This window comes from Clostridium sp. Marseille-Q7071 (assembly GCF_965112025.1).
Genome location: NZ_CBCOPR010000001.1, coordinates 3,627,005 through 3,643,989, shown reverse-complemented (window position 1 = coordinate 3,643,989; position 16,985 = coordinate 3,627,005). Strand labels below are relative to the sequence as shown.

General features: G+C 29.3%; 17 protein-coding genes and 1 other annotated feature (1 of these 18 cut by a window edge). Of the genes, 16 read left to right on the top strand and 1 reads right to left on the bottom strand.

Annotated elements, in window-relative coordinates; genetic code table 11:
- Nucleotides 1-233: 233 nt before the first annotated feature.
- The 7 genes from ACWPW7_RS17295 (at nucleotide 234) to ACWPW7_RS17265 (ending at nucleotide 8,228) form a co-directional block, all read left to right on the top strand.
- Entirely contained in the window at nucleotides 234-833 is a 600-nt protein-coding gene (locus tag ACWPW7_RS17295) for a zinc dependent phospholipase C family protein (protein ID WP_454054509.1), read from the top strand.
- Nucleotides 834-1,413: 580 nt separating this feature from the next.
- Nucleotides 1,414-2,520, top strand: coding sequence for a glycine cleavage system aminomethyltransferase GcvT (gene gcvT / locus ACWPW7_RS17290; protein WP_291567826.1), 1,107 nt, complete (start codon nucleotides 1,414-1,416; stop codon nucleotides 2,518-2,520).
- 13 nt (nucleotides 2,521-2,533) lie between these two features.
- Nucleotides 2,534-2,917, top strand: coding sequence for a glycine cleavage system protein GcvH (gcvH, locus tag ACWPW7_RS17285; RefSeq protein WP_454054508.1), 384 nt, complete (start codon nucleotides 2,534-2,536; stop codon nucleotides 2,915-2,917).
- A gap of 1 nt (nucleotide 2,918) precedes the next feature.
- Nucleotides 2,919-4,259, top strand: a complete 1,341-nt coding sequence (gene gcvPA / locus ACWPW7_RS17280) for an aminomethyl-transferring glycine dehydrogenase subunit GcvPA (protein ID WP_454054507.1) — start codon at nucleotides 2,919-2,921, stop codon at nucleotides 4,257-4,259.
- Nucleotides 4,259-5,707, top strand: a complete 1,449-nt coding sequence (gene gcvPB / locus ACWPW7_RS17275; RefSeq protein ID WP_454054506.1) for an aminomethyl-transferring glycine dehydrogenase subunit GcvPB — start codon at nucleotides 4,259-4,261, stop codon at nucleotides 5,705-5,707. The genes gcvPA and gcvPB overlap by 1 nt, the downstream gene beginning before the upstream one ends.
- Before the next feature lie 124 nt (nucleotides 5,708-5,831).
- Nucleotides 5,832-7,223, top strand: coding sequence for a dihydrolipoyl dehydrogenase (lpdA, locus tag ACWPW7_RS17270; RefSeq protein WP_454054505.1), 1,392 nt, complete (start codon nucleotides 5,832-5,834; stop codon nucleotides 7,221-7,223).
- A 21-nt stretch (nucleotides 7,224-7,244) separates the two neighbouring features.
- On the top strand, nucleotides 7,245-8,228 hold the full coding sequence (locus tag ACWPW7_RS17265; RefSeq protein WP_454054504.1) for a lipoate--protein ligase: 984 nt from the start codon (nucleotides 7,245-7,247) through the stop codon (nucleotides 8,226-8,228).
- Nucleotides 8,229-8,374: 146 nt separating this feature from the next.
- Here the strand turns inward: ACWPW7_RS17265 and ACWPW7_RS17260 are convergent, their stop codons facing one another.
- The gene (locus ACWPW7_RS17260; RefSeq protein ID WP_454054503.1) at nucleotides 8,375-9,721 is read right to left on the bottom strand and encodes an aminotransferase class V-fold PLP-dependent enzyme; all 1,347 of its coding nucleotides are present in this window, start codon (nucleotides 9,719-9,721) and stop codon (nucleotides 8,375-8,377) included.
- 182 nt (nucleotides 9,722-9,903) lie between these two features.
- Here ACWPW7_RS17260 and ACWPW7_RS17255 point away from each other — a divergent pair, with 182 nt between their 5' ends.
- The 9 genes from ACWPW7_RS17255 (at nucleotide 9,904) to ACWPW7_RS17215 (ending at nucleotide 16,758) form a co-directional block, all read left to right on the top strand.
- Nucleotides 9,904-10,347 carry an RrF2 family transcriptional regulator gene (locus ACWPW7_RS17255; protein ID WP_291567841.1) on the top strand — a complete coding sequence of 148 codons (444 nt, stop codon included), beginning with the start codon at nucleotides 9,904-9,906 and terminating at the stop codon, nucleotides 10,345-10,347.
- Nucleotides 10,340-11,527 carry a cysteine desulfurase NifS gene (nifS, locus tag ACWPW7_RS17250; RefSeq protein ID WP_039631399.1) on the top strand — a complete coding sequence of 396 codons (1,188 nt, stop codon included), beginning with the start codon at nucleotides 10,340-10,342 and terminating at the stop codon, nucleotides 11,525-11,527. Before ACWPW7_RS17255 ends, nifS begins: the two co-directional genes overlap by 8 nt.
- On the top strand, nucleotides 11,527-11,961 hold the full coding sequence (gene nifU / locus ACWPW7_RS17245) for a Fe-S cluster assembly scaffold protein NifU (protein ID WP_291567844.1): 435 nt from the start codon (nucleotides 11,527-11,529) through the stop codon (nucleotides 11,959-11,961). The genes nifS and nifU (ACWPW7_RS17245) overlap by 1 nt, the downstream gene beginning before the upstream one ends.
- An 11-nt stretch (nucleotides 11,962-11,972) precedes the next feature.
- Complete coding sequence (gene mnmA / locus ACWPW7_RS17240) at nucleotides 11,973-13,049, top strand: tRNA 2-thiouridine(34) synthase MnmA (protein WP_454054502.1); 1,077 nt, start codon at nucleotides 11,973-11,975, stop codon at nucleotides 13,047-13,049.
- A gap of 237 nt (nucleotides 13,050-13,286) precedes the next feature.
- The gene (nifU, locus tag ACWPW7_RS17235) at nucleotides 13,287-13,688 is read left to right on the top strand and encodes a Fe-S cluster assembly scaffold protein NifU (protein ID WP_454054501.1); all 402 of its coding nucleotides are present in this window, start codon (nucleotides 13,287-13,289) and stop codon (nucleotides 13,686-13,688) included.
- Between the two features lie 109 nt (nucleotides 13,689-13,797).
- A complete protein-coding gene (locus ACWPW7_RS17230; protein ID WP_454052550.1) occupies nucleotides 13,798-14,103 on the top strand; it encodes a transposase in 306 nt (101 codons plus the stop codon).
- A gap of 14 nt (nucleotides 14,104-14,117) precedes the next feature.
- Entirely contained in the window at nucleotides 14,118-15,053 is a 936-nt protein-coding gene (locus tag ACWPW7_RS17225) for an IS3 family transposase (RefSeq protein ID WP_454052549.1), read from the top strand.
- 183 nt (nucleotides 15,054-15,236) lie between these two features.
- Nucleotides 15,237-15,746, top strand: a complete 510-nt coding sequence (locus ACWPW7_RS17220) for a PRC-barrel domain-containing protein (protein ID WP_454054500.1) — start codon at nucleotides 15,237-15,239, stop codon at nucleotides 15,744-15,746.
- Nucleotides 15,736-16,758 carry an AI-2E family transporter gene (locus ACWPW7_RS17215; protein WP_454054499.1) on the top strand — a complete coding sequence of 341 codons (1,023 nt, stop codon included), beginning with the start codon at nucleotides 15,736-15,738 and terminating at the stop codon, nucleotides 16,756-16,758. Before ACWPW7_RS17220 ends, ACWPW7_RS17215 begins: the two co-directional genes overlap by 11 nt.
- A 65-nt stretch (nucleotides 16,759-16,823) precedes the next feature.
- Nucleotides 16,824-16,985 (top strand) — a binding site (T-box leader); it runs 16 nt beyond the window's last position.

Here is a 16,985-nt window from a genome sequence, read left to right as displayed (position 1 = left end):
CTAAATTATTAAGAATGATAATGTTTTCTAATAAAATTCTAATTTGAAAATGAGTTTTATTATTAATATAATAAGAAGAGTGTTAGGTTTTAAAATTAAGAAAATTATATTTTAAATTTAGTTATAGATTGATTATCAGATTGTTTTATTATTTTTTATATAAACAACTATTAAAAATTAACCTAATATAAATTTTAATTTGCTTATACAAATTTAGATAAGAGGTAATGAAAATGAATGTATTTACACATATAATTTTAGCATCACATTTTACACCAAGATTTGAAAAAGAATTAGATGTAAATATTAAAAAGATTAACTTTTTTTATGGTAATGTAAGACCAGATATAAAGATTGAAACTACTATGAGAAATCATACAAAAGAAGCATATACTGAATATGCATATAATTTAATTAATAAAATTTATGGAGATATTGAGGAAGGCATAAATTACAATAAATTTTTGAGAGACTTAGGTGCAATCTTGCATTTTGTTTGTGATTTCTTCTGCTATCCTCATAATGGTCACTATGAAGGAACTATACCTCAGCATCATTTATATGAGTTCCATCAAATGGTGTATATAGGGAAATATATTAAGAGGATAAATTCAATGCCAAGTTGTAGGTATTTACAAAATGAAATATCCACTGAAGATTTAATAAACTCTATTGAAAATCTTCATAAAGAATATATACAAGACAATAAATTAAAAGAATATGAAAAAGATATGATGTATTCTATAAGAGCTTGTCTTATGGTAGGAAATATAATATTAAATCAATATATAAATAGGTGCAAATTACAGCAACTCCAAGTTGAAAACTATTAAGAAAAAATTATATTATATGTAAAAAAGCCGTGACTATATAGTTGCGACTTTTTTACATTAAATCCTATGTTACCAATAGAAAGATTTTTCTTTGGATATAGTTACTAAGAAAATGAACATAGTGTTAGGAATTAATAAAATATTAATATTAACTTCGTTAAAATAATCATTAATTATTAATATATACAGTTAAAGAATAAACAAAATAGTAATTATTATAAGAATTGGGAGGTCTTTGATATAAAGATATATATATAATTAATTTATTATAATCATTCATATATATAATAAAAAAGAAAAAATTGTTAATAAATTATCAAAATATGTTTATTCAATGGTTAACTTACATGATTAAATTTTAAAAATATATTAATAATTAGTTAGAATAGTTTGAATTATCGTGAAATAAATATTATAATATTTATTGTAGAGTAAAAAGTTACTAAAGATTCCTTACATTATATTTTGAGGGAGTAATTAGTGATTAAATAACTTTAGGCATACTATAATGTTATACTTCATAAAATTGAGGTGTAAACGTATTCCGAAAAGTAAATCTATAATAGTAGGAGGGATTAAGATGGATACATTAAAAACTACCCCTCTAATAGAGGAATATAAAAATTATGGAGGAAAGGTTGTTGATTTTGCAGGATACAGACTTCCTGTGCAGTTTAAGGGAATTTTAGAAGAACATGAGGCAGTAAGGGAGAAAGCCGGATTATTTGATGTATCACACATGGGAGAAATAATCATCAAGGGAAAAGATGCAGAAACTTTTGTAAATTATCTTATAACTAATGATGTAAAAACCTTAGAAGACAATGACGTATTATACACCTTCATGTGTAATGAAACTGGTGGTGTAGTAGATGACTTGCTTGTTTATAGATTTTCAAAAGAAGAATATTTTTTAGTAGTAAATGCCAGCAATATGGAAAAAGATTATAAATGGATGTTGGATAATAAAGGAAACTATGATGTAGAATTAAATAATATTTCTGATGAATTTGGGCAGTTGGCACTTCAAGGACCAAAAGCACAAGAAATTCTTCAAAAATTAGTTTCTATAGATCTATCAGAAATAGGTTTCTTTAAATTTAAAAGAAACGTAGAAGTTAAAGGTAAAAAATGCTTAGTTTCAAGGACAGGATATACTGGAGAAGATGGTTTTGAAATATATACTGAACCTAAAAATTTAGTTGAATTGTGGAGAGCTATCTTAGAAGAAGGAAAAGATTTAGAAGTTGAACCAATTGGTCTTGGTGCTAGGGACACTTTAAGATTTGAAGCGACTCTACCATTATACGGAAATGAAATGGATGCTACAATAACGCCATTAGAAATGGGATTTGGCTTTTTTGTAAAACTTAATAAAGATAATTTCATAGGTAGAGATGCATTAGTAAAGCAAAAGTCAGATGGAGTAAAAAGAAAATTAGTTGGATTTGAATTGCTTGATAAAGGAATTGCAAGGCATGGTTATAGAGTTATAGTAGATGGTAAAGATATTGGACATGTTACTACAGGCTACATGTCACCTACATTAAAAAAGAATATAGGTTTTGCATTAATTGATGAAAAATATTCAGCATTAGGCAACGAAATATTTATTAAAGTAAGAAACAGAGAATTAAAAGCTGTAGTTATTAATAAGAAATTTTATAGTAAAAAAACACAAAAATAAGGGGGAATTTAAGATGTTAGTTTTAGATAATTTATTATATACAAAGAATCATGAATGGATAAGAGTAGAAGGAAATAAGGCTTATATTGGAATTACCGATTATGCTCAAAGATTGTTAGGAGATATAGTATTTATAGAGTTGCCAGAAGAAGGAACAGAATTTTCTAAAGGTGATGCTTTTGGAGTAGTTGAATCTGTTAAAGCTGCATCTGATATTTATATACCAGTTAGTGGTAATGTGGTTGAGTTTAATGAAGAAATAACTGACAGTCCAGAAACTGTTAATGGAAATCCTTATGAAAGCTGGATGATAGCAGTGGAATTACAAGATGAAAGTGAACTTAAAGAGTTATTAAGTCCAAAAGAGTACGAAAATATTTGTGATAAGGAGGAATAATATGTTTCCTTATATACCTAATACAGAAAAAGAGATACAGGAAATATTTGATTTTCTTTCAATAAAATCTATGGAGGATTTATTTAAAGATATACCAGATGAAGTTAAGTTAAATAGAGAGTTAAATTTGGAAAAATCCCTATCAGAAATAGAAGTTACTAATAAAATAAAAGAATTAGTAAGAAAAAATAAATCTACAGATGATATTACTTGTTTTTTAGGAGCTGGAAGTTATGATCATTATATACCTGCTACAGTAAAACATTTAATAGGAAGATCTGAGTTTTATACAGCATACACTCCATATCAACCAGAGATAAGCCAAGGTACACTTCAAAGTATATTTGAATATCAAAGTATGATTTGTAATTTAACAGGCATGGAAGTTTCAAACTCAGCTATGTATGACGGAGCTACAGCTGTTGCTGAGGCATCAGTAATGGCTATAGATGCAACAAGAAGAAAAACTATAGCTGTTTCTTCTACAGTAAATCCTGAAACAAGAAGAGTACTTAAAACTTATCTAAAGTTTAAAGGCTATAATATGGTGGAAATTGAGGAATGTGAAGGCACAACTAATATTGAAAAACTTCAAAGTATTTTGGATAAGGATATAGCAGCAGTTATTATACAAAGTCCTAACTTCTTTGGAATCATAGAAGAAATTGGAGAAATAGAAAAATTAGTTCATAGTAATAAATCACTTTTAATTATGAGTGTAGATCCAATATCACTAGGTATATTAAAGAGTCCTGGTGAACTTGGTGCAGATATAGTAGTTGGTGATGGACAAGGTCTTGGAGCTAATATAAGCTTTGGTGGACCAGGCCTAGGATTTTTAAATACTACTAAAAAGCTTATGAGAAAAATGCCAGGAAGAATAGCAGGTCAAACAGAGGATGTAGATGGGGAGAGAGGCTTTGTTCTAACATTACAAGCTCGTGAACAACATATAAGAAGAGAAAAAGCTACTTCCAATATATGTTCAGATCAAACTTTAATTTCTATAGGTGCAGCTGTATACATGGCTACTTTAGGGAAAGAAGGAATAAAAGAAATTGCAACTCAATGTATTAAAAAATCTCATTATGCCTATGAAGCATTAACAAGTAGTGGCAAATATAAACCATTATTTAATAAACCATTCTTTAAAGAGTTTGCAATGAAATCAGAAACTTCAACTTGTGAAATTAATAAGAAGTTATTAAATGAAAATATATTAGGTGGATATAATTTAGCTAAAGCATACCCTCATTATGAAAATTCAATGCTTTTATGTGTAACAGAGAAAAGAACAAGAAAAGAAATTGATACATTAGTAAAAGTGATGGAGGAGATATAATGAAAAAGTATAATAAAATTATATTTGAACTATCATCAGAGGGTAGAAAAGGTTATAGACTTCCTGCTTTAGATGTGCCTGATATAGATATAGCGAACTTAGTACCAAAAGATATGTTAAGAGCGGAAGATTTAAATCTTCCAGAAGTTAGCGAAGTAGACGTAGTAAGACACTACACTGCTCTTTCAAATAAAAACTATAGTGTAGATAAAGGATTTTATCCATTAGGATCTTGCACTATGAAATATAACCCAAAAATTAATGAAGATATAGCAAGTTTACCAGGATTTTCAAAAATACACCCATATCAAAATGAGGATACAGTACAAGGTTCATTAGAACTTATGTATGATTTATCTTCAAGACTTTGTGAAATTACTGGTATGGATGAATATACTCTTCAACCAGCTGCAGGTGCTCATGGTGAGTTTACAGGTCTTTTACTTATAAAGGCTTATCATGAAAGCAGAGGAGATTATAAAAGAAATAAAATAATAGTTCCTGATTCAGCCCATGGAACAAATCCAGCTAGTGCGGCTGTAGCAGGATTTGATATAGTAGAAATCAAATCTGATGAACATGGCAGAGTTTGCATAGACGATTTAAAAAGTGTATTAAATGATGAGATAGCTGGACTTATGCTTACAAATCCTAGTACTTTAGGATTGTTTGAAAAAGATATAAAGCTTATAAGTGATTTAGTTCATGAAGCAGGTGGATTATTGTACTATGATGGTGCAAATTTGAATGCCATCATGGGAATTGCGAGACCTGGAGATATGGGATTTGATGTTTGTCATTTAAATCTTCATAAGACTTTTTCTACGCCACATGGTGGAGGGGGACCAGGAGCAGCACCAGTAGGAGTAAATAAAAAACTGGCTAAATTTCTTCCAGTTCCGTTAATAAAAAAAGAAGATAATAGATTTTCATTAGATCATAATTTACCGGAATCTATAGGAAAAATAAGAAGTTTTTATGGTAATTTTGGTGTGCTAGTAAAGGCTTATACTTATATATTGAGTATGGGTAGTGATGGTTTAAAATCAGCATCTGAAAATGCAGTATTAAATGCTAACTATATAAAAGAAGCCTTAAAGGATTATTATAAGGTAGCTATAGACGAAGTATGTATGCATGAAGTTGTTTTTGCAGGATTAAAAGATAATCCTAATGGACTTTCTACAGTAGATGTGGCAAAACGAATGATAGATTATGGAGTTCATCCTCCAACAGTATATTTCCCATTAATAGTTGAAGAAGCACTTATGGTGGAACCAACTGAAAGTGAGAGTATAGAAACTATTAATGAATTTATCGAGGTAATGAAAAAAATAGCTGTGGAGGCAAAAGAAAATCCAGAATTATTACATGATGCACCTCATAATGCACCAGTGAGACGACTAGACCAAGTTAAAGCAGCTAGAACCCCTATATTAAAGTGGTAAAAATAAGGCGTGATGTTTAATCACGCCTTTACTTAAACTACTAAATTTTTATAAATGATTGATTACAAAATTTTGGGATTTTGACTAGAATTGTTAATTGTTTAAAATAGTGGAGGGCATTTATATGGATGATATAAAGGATATTATTATAATTGGCGGTGGACCTGGTGGATATGTAGCTGGCATAAGAGCAGCTCAATTAGGTGCAAAAGTATGTGTTATAGAGAAAGATAGAGTCGGAGGTACTTGTCTTAATAGAGGATGTATTCCGACTAAAACCTTATATAGAACAGCTGAACTTTTAAATAATTTAAATCATATTGAGGATTTTGGTATAAAAGTTGACAACTATGAAGTAAATGTAGAAAAAATACAAAATAGAAAGAGTGAAATTGTAAATACTTTAGTTGGCGGTATTGAGAAGCTTATAGAAGGAAATGGTGTAGAATTTATAAGTGGAGAGGCTTCTTTTATTGATAATAATACTATCAGTGTCATAACTAAAGAAGGCGAAACAATATTAAAGGGAAAGAACATAATTATAGCTAGTGGTTCCAAATCAGAAATTCCATCTATAGAAGGAATTAATAATTCTAAGGTTATAACCAGTGATGAACTTTTAGATTTTGACCATATTCCTAAAACTTTAGCTGTTATAGGTGGCGGGGTAATAGGAATGGAATTTGCTAGTATTTTTAATGCATTAGGGTCTAATGTAACAGTTATAGTAGCAAGAGATTCCATATTATATGATGTGGATAGAGAAATTACTAAGAGATATACAGCTATGGCTAAAAGAACGGGAATTCAAATACAAACTTCTACTGTTGTGAAAAGTATTAGTGGAGAAGAAGAAGTTATTATAAAGTGCGACAGCAAAAAAGGGGAAGTAGAAATTAAGGCTGATATGGTGCTAGTGGCTAAAGGAAGAATAGCTAACTTTGACGGATTGAACCTAGATAAAATAGGAGTAGATTTTGATAGGAAAAAAATTAAAGTTAATGAGAATTATGAAACTTCCATAAAAGGCATATATGCTATAGGCGATGTAAATGGAATATGCCAATTAGCTCATGCTGCTTCTCACCAAGGTGTACAAGTAGTAGAAAAGATATTATTAAATAAAGATATCCACAATCCTTCTATTCCAAATTGTATATTCACATTCCCAGAAATAGCTACAGTTGGAATTACTGAAGAAGAGGCCAAGGAAAAAGGAATACCATATAAAAAGAGTAAATTCCTATTTGGTGCTAATGGAAAAGCACTAGCACTTGGAGAAGGAGAAGGATTTGTTAAAGCAATATGTAATAGTGAAGATAATACATTGTTAGGAATTCACATTATGGGACCTCATGCTTCGGATTTAATCCATGAAGGGGTTTTAGCTATAGATAAAAAAATGAAGGCTTATGATATAAAAGATATAGTTCATAGTCATCCTACTTTAGGGGAAGCCTTTTATGAAGCGATACTAGCTTTAAATGGAGAAGCGATACACAGCATAAATAAATAGATTTACAAGGGGTAAACAGTTATGAGATATATAGATAATACATGTATAAGTCCATATTTTAATTTAGCCTTAGAAGAGTATTTATTAAAAGAAAAAAATGATGAGTATTTTGTTTTATGGAGAAATGAGCCTTGTATAGTTGTAGGAAAAAATCAAAATACACTGTCAGAAATAAATGTGGATTATGTTAAAACTAATAATATTAAGGTTGTAAGAAGACAAAGTGGTGGTGGCGCTGTATTTCATGATTTGGGAAATCTTAATTTTACTTTTATAGTTGGAGATGACGGAGAAAGTTTTACTGATTTTGAAAAGTTTTTACAGCCTATCATAGGTGTTTTAAAAGAGTTAGGTATAAAAGCTGAATTTTCTGGTAGAAATGACTTAATTATTGATGGAAAAAAAGTTGTTGGAAATGCACAATGTAAGCATAAGAATAGAATGATGCATCATGGCTGTATATTATTTTCTGTTAATATGAACAATTTAAGTGGTGCATTAATATCAAAGCCAGTAAAGTTCTCTGATAAAGCGGTAAAATCAGTTGTAAGTAGAGTCACAAATATAAGTGAGCATTTAAAATCACCTCTTACAGTAGAAGAATTTAAAACACTGATATTTGAGTATATTACAAAAAATGATAAAAATGCAGTTATTGAGAGGTTAAGTGAAAGAGAAATAAGAGATGTAGAAAATCTAAAAAAATCTAAATACGAAACTTGGAAATGGAATTTTGGACAGTCGCCCAAATATGATTTTTATAATGAGGAAAAATTTGCAGGTGGTACTGTAGAAGTTAATATAAAAGTTGAAAAAGGTGTAATAAAAGATGTAAAGATTTTTGGAGATTTTTTTGGTAAGGAAGATGTGGGTGAAATAGAAAAATCTCTTATAGGTAAAAATCATGAAGAAAGTGAAATTAAAAAAGTATTATCTAATTTTCAAATAAGTGAGTATTTCTCTAACATAAAAGAGGATGAAATCTTAAATTTATTGATAAAATAAAGATGTTAAAAAAGTCGTGATTTTAATCGCGGCTTTTTACCTATAAAGATTAAATCCTATAATTCATTTAAAATATAGATTAAAAAAACTAGCCATTAAACATAATTTTACCCTAAGAAACCGTGGCTTTGAACCACGGCTATTTATTAATCCAAAAGTGTTATTTTTATATTTCGATATTTCTTTATATAATACTCTCTATTTAATGCTATTTCATCTATAGCATATAAAAGTCTATTAATTTCATCTATAGTATTGTACATGCCAAAACTAATTCTTACAGTACCAGGATAAACTTCTTTAGGAAGGGACATATTTCTAACAATCTCTTCTTGGCTTACATTTAGTAATTTCTGCATATAAGGTTGAGCACAAAAACAGCCACTTCTTACTGCAATGCCAAATTCATAAGATAGAATTTTAGCTAAAGTTCCATGATGAACTCCCTCTATATTAAAAGAAATTATGCTAACCTTATCATTAAAATTTAAATAGTCTCCATAAAGAGTTACATAAGGAATTAATAAAAGGTTAGCAGTAGCATATTCTGTTAAATATCTCTCATAGTTTTCCAAGTTTTTCATTCCTAAAGATGATAATTTTCTAATAGAGGAAACAATAGCTAATGCACCTAGAACATTTGGACTTCCTGCCTCATGCTTATCAGGAGATGAAGCCCACCTCACATAGTCAGGAGTTACAAAGGAAATAGTTCCTCCTCCTACATGATCTGGATGGCAATGTTCAAAAGTTTCTTTTGGACCTATTAACACCCCAGAACCAAAAGGAGCGTAGACTTTATGACCAGAAAAAGCTATGAAATCTATATGGTCATCACAATTAAAAGGTCTTAAATCTACAGGGGCATGTGGAACTAATTGAGCACCATCTACTAATAGCTTACAATCATATTTATGAACTAACCTGGAAATACTATAGATGTGATTTTTATGACCGGTTACATTAGAAGCGCCAGTTATAGTTACAAGTTTTATATTTCCTTGATATTTAATTAATTTATTTTCTAAATCATTAAGATCTAAATTACCAGCGTTATCAATATTTATATAATCAACTTTATACTTTGCTCTCCAAGGTAGATCATTGGAATGATGTTCCATGTAGCTAGATAATATTACTTTATCTTCATCGTCTTCGTAGAGAATGTTACAAAGTTTATTTATAGCTTCACTACAATTTTTTACAAAAATAGTTTGCATATAATTAGGGTCATAATTTACAAACTTACCAACCACGTCTCTACTTTCTTCATATAGCATAGTGGAAACTTGAGATTTGTATCCTTCACCACGATGAATAGAAGAATAGTAAGGTGAGAAGTGAATAATATCATCTAATACACAGAAAAGAGGAGGTGTAGTTGCAGCATTATCAAAATTTATGCCAGTTACTAAGGTACCGTCTATTAAAGGTACTTTATTGTTGACACCTACTACTAGTTTTCTATATACGTTATTATATTTACTACTCATTTTTTACCTCCTTTCATATATAGCATTTATAGCTATATAGTACTACCCTTATAATCATAATATTAAATACTATAATAATTGGTACAAATAATAGAAACATTGAATTATTAATTGTTGACATGATTACTCTGGTTTGATATTATCAAAGTGTAGTAAAACACTCAACATTAAGGAGTGAGGTAATGAAATTATCAACGAAAGGTCGTTATGGTGTTAAAGCTATGGTTGACTTAGCTATACGCTATGGGAAAGAACCAGTTTCAATAAAGACCATTTCAGAAAGACAAAATATATCGGAATACTATTTAGAGCAATTATTTTCTACATTGAGAAAATCAGGACTTATTAAGAGCATAAGAGGTGCTATGGGTGGATATGTGTTAGGTAAGGCGCCAGATGAAATAAGAATTTATGATATTTTAGAGGTGTTAGAAGGACCAATAGAAATATCCCATTGTCTAGATACAGAGTCCTGCAACAACATAGATTGTTGTGCCACAAGATTAGTATGGAAAAAAATTAAAGATAGTATAGACAATGTTACAATGTCTATTACTCTTAAAGATATAGTAGAAGATTATATGGATATTTCCAAATTAAAAGGAGTGACAACTAATCATGAGTAAAACTGTTTACATGGATTATGCAGCGACAACTTACACAAAACCAGAGGTTTTAGATGAAATGATTCCATATTTTACACAATTTTATGGTAACCCGTCATCTATATACTCAATTTCAAGGGAAACTAAAAAAGCTTTAGATTTGGCAAGAGATAGAGTAGCCAAAGCCATAAATGCAGATAGAAGTGAAATTTACTTTACTGGTGGTGGATCTGAAGCAGACAACTGGGCTATAAAAGGTATTGCTTTTGCTCATAAAAATAAAGGAAACCATATTATAACAACTAAAATAGAGCATCATGCAGTATTACATGCTTGTGAATATCTTGAGAAAAACCATGGATTTGAAGTTACATATTTAGATGTTAATGAAGAAGGATTAATAAATATTGAGGACTTAAAAAATGCTATAACAGATAAGACTATATTGGTAACTATAATGTTTGCCAATAATGAGATTGGAGTAATTCAATCAATAAAAGAAATAGGTCAAATTTGTAGAGATAAGAAAGTATTCTTTCATACAGATGCAGTTCAAGCAATAGGAAATGTACCAGTAGATGTAAAAGATATGAATATAGATTTATTATCATTAGCTGCTCATAAAATTTATGGACCTAAAGGTGTCGGTGTTTTATATATTAAAAAAGGTATAAAAATCCACAATTTAATTTATGGTGGAGCTCAAGAGAAAAATAGAAGAGCTGGTACTGAAAATGTAGCAGGAATAGTTGGACTTGGAAAAGCAATTGAACTTGCAGTAGACAATATGGAAGATCACAGTAGAAAATTAATAGCATTAAGAGATAAACTTATAGATGGATTACTTAAAATACCATATACAAAATTAAACGGACCATCCGGAGAAAAAAGATTACCGGGTAATGTAAATGTATGTTTTAAATTTATAGAAGGTGAATCTGTACTATTAATGTTAGATGCAATGGGAATTTGTGCTTCAAGTGGAAGTGCTTGCACATCTGGATCATTAGATCCATCACATGTATTACTAGCAATAGGATTACCACATGAGATAGCTCATGGCTCACTAAGACTAAGCATTGGTGATGGAACAACAGAAGAAGAAGTGGATTACGTATTAGAGAAAGTTCCTTCAATAGTTCAAAGATTAAGAGATATGTCACCGTTATATGATGACTTTTTAAAAGGAGAGGAAAAATAATGATATACAGCGAAAAAGTAATGGATCATTTTACAAATCCAAGAAACGTTGGAGAAATTGTTAATGCTAATGGCATAGGAGAAGTAGGAAATGCTAAATGCGGAGATATAATGAAGGTTTATTTAAAAGTAGAAAATAATGTAGTTGTAGACGCTAAGTTTAAGACTTTTGGATGTGGTTCAGCTATAGCTTCATCAAGTATGGCTACAGAGCTTATAAAAGGAAAAACTGTTGAAGAAGCATGGGATTTAACAAATTTAGCAGTGGCAGAAGCATTAGATGGTCTTCCACCGATAAAAATGCATTGCTCAGTACTTGCAGAAGAAGCAATTCATAAGGCAATAAATGATTATAGAGTTAAAGAAGGCCTAACTCCATGGGATTTTAAAGAAACAGATCATGATGAGTTACATGCTAATGTACACGGAGAATAGGTGAAATAATTATGAAAAAAAAAGTTGTTATAGGAATGAGTGGGGGAGTAGATAGTTCTGTTGCAGCATATCTTTTGAAAGAGCAAGGATATGAAGTTATAGGGATTATGATGAAACTAGCTCCCGATGATCCTGAATATGCAGAAAATGAAGGTGGATGTTGTTCACTATCTGCTGTATTGGATGCTAGAAGGGTAGCTGATAAATTAGACATTCCATTTTATGTAATGAACTTTAAAAGACCTTTCCAAACTCTTGTAATTAACAATTTTGTTGATGAATACTTTAGTGGAAGAACTCCTAACCCATGCATTATGTGTAATAAACATATAAAATTTGAGGAGTTATTGAGAAAAGCTATGGCATTAGGTGCTGACTATATTGCAACAGGTCACTATGCAACTATAGAAAATATAGATGGTAGATATTTGCTTAAGAGATCACAAGATGATAAGAAAGATCAAACCTATGCTCTTTATACTTTAACTCAAGAGCAGTTAGCACATACCTTAATGCCTTGTGGAGCATATTCCAAGACTGAAATTAGAGAAATTGCAGAGAAAATTGGTCTAGAAGTATTTAGAAAGAAAGATTCTCAAGAAATATGTTTTGTTCCAGATAATAATCATGGAAGATTTATTGAAAAATTTACTGGTAAAATTTTAAATCCAGGGAAGTTTGTAGATAAAAATGGAAATGTATTAGGAACACATAAGGGTATAGTTTACTATACTATAGGTCAAAGGAAAGGATTAGGGATTGCATTAGGCAAGCCTATGTTTGTTACAGATATAATTCCAGAAAAAAATCAAGTGGTACTTGGTGATGAAGAGGATATATTTAAAACAGAATTAATTGCAAAAGATATTAACTTGATTCCTTTTGATAAATTTGAAGGTGAAATGAAGGTTACTGCAAAGGTTAGGTATTCTGCAAAACCGGCAGTTGCTACAATAACTCAATTAGATGATGATAAAGTGAAAATTAAGTTCGAAGAAAAACAAAGAGCTATAACAAAAGGCCAATCAGTTGTATTTTATGATGGAGATATTGTTGTTGGTGGTGGAATTATAGACGAAATATTATAACATGTTTAAAACAAAAAACTAATAAAGTATGGGAAGTTTATTTTATGCTATTAGGTTGATAGATTTTGTTAATAGTGCTACTATCAATGGATTATGTCACATAATATGGTATAAAGTAAGTTATCTATTAGTTTATTTAAGCATTGTAGAGATATAATAAATTAGGATATTTGGAATTCCAAATATCCTAATTTATTATAAAAATTTCTTAAGTAATTTTTATAAAAGGAGATTTTTATGGAGTATAGTGATAAATTATTAGAACATTTTTATAGTCCTAGAAATGTAGGAACCTTACCTGATGCAGATGGCATAGGTGAAGCTGGAGATGCTAACTGTGGAGATATCATGAAGATATATATAAAAGTAGAAAACGATACTATAAAAGATGTTAGGTTTATGACCTTTGGTTGTGGATCTGCTATTGCTTCTTCTAGCATTGCTACAGAACTTATAAAGGGAAAAACCTTGGAAGAAGCGTGGAATTTAACAAACAAATCTGTAATTGAGGCATTAGATGGGCTTCCTTCAGAAAAAATCCATTGTTCCGTACTGGCAGAACAGACTATACACAAAGCCATTAATAACTATAGAGAAAAGTTAGGTTTAGAAAAATGGAAAGATAAATGGGAAGGTTAAACAATGGAGAATTGACAATTGAAAATTATGGACTCATAGGCCCCTTTAGAATAGTAGACTCATAATTCGAATGGAATTATACTAGAGTTAATAGATGGGGGGGTGCATTATGAGTGAAAATTTTATTAGAAAATATACTGAAGAGGAACGAGTAAAAATTGTAGAAGAAGTTTTAGCATGTGGAAGTAACTCTTTAGTGGCAGCAAAGTACAATATACACAGTGGATTGATATCTAACTGGAAATGTAATTATAGAAGATATAAGCAAACTTTAAAGCCTAAAAATGCTAAGCAACCTAAAGATGACCAAATAATTATAGATTATAGAAAAGAGTATAAGAAAACGCAGGAAAAATGCAAAGAGCTTGAATTAGAAGTTGCTGTTCTTCGAGATTTATTAAAAAAAAAGAGATAAATGAAGAATTTGAGTTGCATTCTTATGCATCCGAATGGATTTCTACAGGTGCACCTACTAAAACTATATTACGAATATTAGGTTTAAAGAAATCTACTTATTATAAACACCAATTATTAATTAAAAGTGGAAATAAACCTTTAAACAAATCCGAAGGAAACATTCCAGGATATAGTTTAAATGTACATGGTGAAAAAATTTCTGATTTAGAAATTCAAAAATATATAATGGAAATAAAAAAGGATGAAGTAGGACAGTTTTATGGATATAGAAAGGTAAGAGTAGTTTTAAAAAGTAAATATAAACTAAAAATTAATAAGAAGAAAGTTTATAGACTAATGAAGAGTATGAGTCTATTAAACAAGAAAAAAACAGGCATTAAGAGATACTCTAAAGTGTGCAAAAATCACGTAATTACAGACTCAAATCAGTTTTGGGAAATGGATATGAAATATGTTTATATAGCTGAAACAAGGCAAATAGCCTATTTAACATCTATTATAGATGTATTTGATAGAAGTATATTAGCATATGATTTGTCACTTTCTCCAAATGCAGAACAGGCTAAAATTGTAGTAATAAAAGCACTTTATAATAGAGGTATCAAAGGAAAAACTTCGGAATTAATAGTTCGTACGGACAATGGATCGCAATTTATAGCTAGTAAATTTGAAAAGCTATGTGTTCAAGAGAATATTACACATGAAAGAATACCTGTTCATAGTCCTAATTATAATGCTCACATAGAGTCATATCATAGATATTTACAACAAGAATGCCTTGCCGGCAGGCTGTTTAAAGACTTAGAGGATGCAAGTGATACTATCGAAAAATATGTGAATAATTATAATTTTAAAAGAATACATTCTTCAATTGGTTATAGGACTCCAAATGAATTCTATAATCTAACAAATAGTAATTTTAAGGATAATCTAGTAATTAGCATTTAGAGTCCACTTTTGGGGGGGCAATCCGACAATTGTAGTTAAAATTAATTTCATAAATTAATTTCTTTAACTAGATTTTAAATAAAAGTGACTGTGTCAATTCGTATTGTATAAGTTTTGACTAAATTATTTTTTAAATGGGTATAATACTTAATAAAGAAGGTAGAGTAGGGAAGGTATTATATCATGTATAAGAGTAGAGATTTTGTATTTATGGATGTATTGGATCTACAAGGTGAAAAGTTAGGATATATAAAGGATATACTGATAAATTTTAGTAAAAGGGAAGTTATAGGTTTTAAAGTAACCCCCTACAAGCTTTTTAGGAAAAACTTTAGCATTTTAAAAGAAGATATTATTTATTTTAATGGAGCAATGGTAATAAACAAAATAACTAAAGAAGAATATTTAGCTTTTAGTGATATTAAGAAGATGTATGTTATAGATAAAAATTCTAAAATATTGGGGATTGTTAAGGAAATAATTTTTGATGGAGAAAGCTTTGAAATAAGAGCTATTTCAATAGCATATAGCCTAGTTACAAGTATATTTAAAGAAAGAAGAATATTGTTAATTAAAGATATGATTTTAGGAGAAGATAATTTGCTTTATGTAGGATGCCAAGATAAATATAGTTTTCATTGTATACCTCATAACAATTTCTTACATATAGGAGAAGACAATATTGAAGGGTAAAAGAAGCTATATTAAAATTATAGCTTTAATAATACTTATATTAGCAATTATACTTCTAATAAAAAGATTTCCAATATTTTTAGATTTAATTGGAGTTATATTAATATCTTTTATAATATCGTATAGTTTAAGACCCTATTATAAATTTTTAATTGGTAAAGGCTTTAATAGAAGATTTGCAGCAGTTTTTGTTATATTAACTATAATACTTTCTATTTTGTTAATATTTACTATTTTAATACCTTCTATATTTAAAGACAGCAATAATATTAATGATATACTTTTAGATATTGAAAGATATGTTAATAATTTTAAGAGTCCAGATATTACTTTAGGAAACAATAAATTTATTTCTCATTTTATAAACGTAATTTACGATAAAGTACAATTACTAATAATTAATACAATAGAGAAAACCATAGAAACTCTTATATCAGCAGGGGAAAATATATTATTATTTTTAGTTTCTCCTACTCTTATTTATTTTTTTCTATGTGATGATAATTTAATTTTGAATGGAATTTTAAAATTATTTCCCACATCAAGTAAGGGTATGATTAAAAAAGCATTAATGCATGTAGATAAAGTGTTGGAACGGTATATAATAACACAATTTGAGCTTTGCGCAATTATAGGGGTTTTAACATTTATAGTGCTTTTAGTATTAAGAGTTAAATTTCCTATAGTATTATCCTTAATAAATGCAGTATTTAATATAATCCCTTATTTTGGGCCCATAATAGGTGCTATTCCTATTCTTATATTAGCTAGTTTAAATTCACTTCAAAGTATAGTTTCTGTAGGAATAGCATTAATGATAATTCAACAAATAGAGGGAGATATTATATGCCCTAAAATTATAGGAGAGAGTGTCAGTGCGCATCCACTTACCATATTAATATTATTACTTGTAGGTGGAAATATAGGTGGAGTATTAGGTATGATAATTATTGTACCTATTTGGGTAACTATTAAGGTATTGTATGAGGATATCGAGAGTTATTTATTTTAAATTTTAATTAAGTAATAGTTGACATTTTATTTATTTTTTCATATAATTCCAATAAGAAAATATAATATTAGGTGATGACAAGAATTAGTAAATATATCAAGGCATTTAGAGAGGAAGTGGTTGGTGAAAACTTCTTGGGAGATATATTGAAGCTGTCTTAGAGCCATATTTAATTAAGTGATATTAAAATTTTAAAAATTTTAATATAATAAGGGTGGTAACGCGGA

What these genes read in the sequence shown, in the direction of transcription:
- ACWPW7_RS17295 (WP_454054509.1), top strand. Translation starts at nt 234, where the DNA reads ATGAATGTATTTACACATATAATTTTAGCATCACATTTTACACCAAGA.
- gcvT (WP_291567826.1), top strand. Translation starts at nt 1,414, where the DNA reads ATGGATACATTAAAAACTACCCCTCTAATAGAGGAATATAAAAATTAT.
- gcvH (WP_454054508.1), top strand. Translation starts at nt 2,534, where the DNA reads ATGTTAGTTTTAGATAATTTATTATATACAAAGAATCATGAATGGATA.
- gcvPA (WP_454054507.1), top strand. Translation starts at nt 2,919, where the DNA reads ATGTTTCCTTATATACCTAATACAGAAAAAGAGATACAGGAAATATTT.
- gcvPB (WP_454054506.1), top strand. Translation starts at nt 4,259, where the DNA reads ATGAAAAAGTATAATAAAATTATATTTGAACTATCATCAGAGGGTAGA.
- lpdA (WP_454054505.1), top strand. Translation starts at nt 5,832, where the DNA reads ATGGATGATATAAAGGATATTATTATAATTGGCGGTGGACCTGGTGGA.
- ACWPW7_RS17265 (WP_454054504.1), top strand. Translation starts at nt 7,245, where the DNA reads ATGAGATATATAGATAATACATGTATAAGTCCATATTTTAATTTAGCC.
- ACWPW7_RS17260 (WP_454054503.1), bottom strand. Translation starts at nt 9,721, where the DNA reads ATGAGTAGTAAATATAATAACGTATATAGAAAACTAGTAGTAGGTGTC.
- ACWPW7_RS17255 (WP_291567841.1), top strand. Translation starts at nt 9,904, where the DNA reads ATGAAATTATCAACGAAAGGTCGTTATGGTGTTAAAGCTATGGTTGAC.
- nifS (WP_039631399.1), top strand. Translation starts at nt 10,340, where the DNA reads ATGAGTAAAACTGTTTACATGGATTATGCAGCGACAACTTACACAAAA.
- nifU (WP_291567844.1), top strand. Translation starts at nt 11,527, where the DNA reads ATGATATACAGCGAAAAAGTAATGGATCATTTTACAAATCCAAGAAAC.
- mnmA (WP_454054502.1), top strand. Translation starts at nt 11,973, where the DNA reads ATGAAAAAAAAAGTTGTTATAGGAATGAGTGGGGGAGTAGATAGTTCT.
- nifU (WP_454054501.1), top strand. Translation starts at nt 13,287, where the DNA reads ATGGAGTATAGTGATAAATTATTAGAACATTTTTATAGTCCTAGAAAT.
- ACWPW7_RS17230 (WP_454052550.1), top strand. Translation starts at nt 13,798, where the DNA reads ATGAGTGAAAATTTTATTAGAAAATATACTGAAGAGGAACGAGTAAAA.
- ACWPW7_RS17220 (WP_454054500.1), top strand. Translation starts at nt 15,237, where the DNA reads ATGTATAAGAGTAGAGATTTTGTATTTATGGATGTATTGGATCTACAA.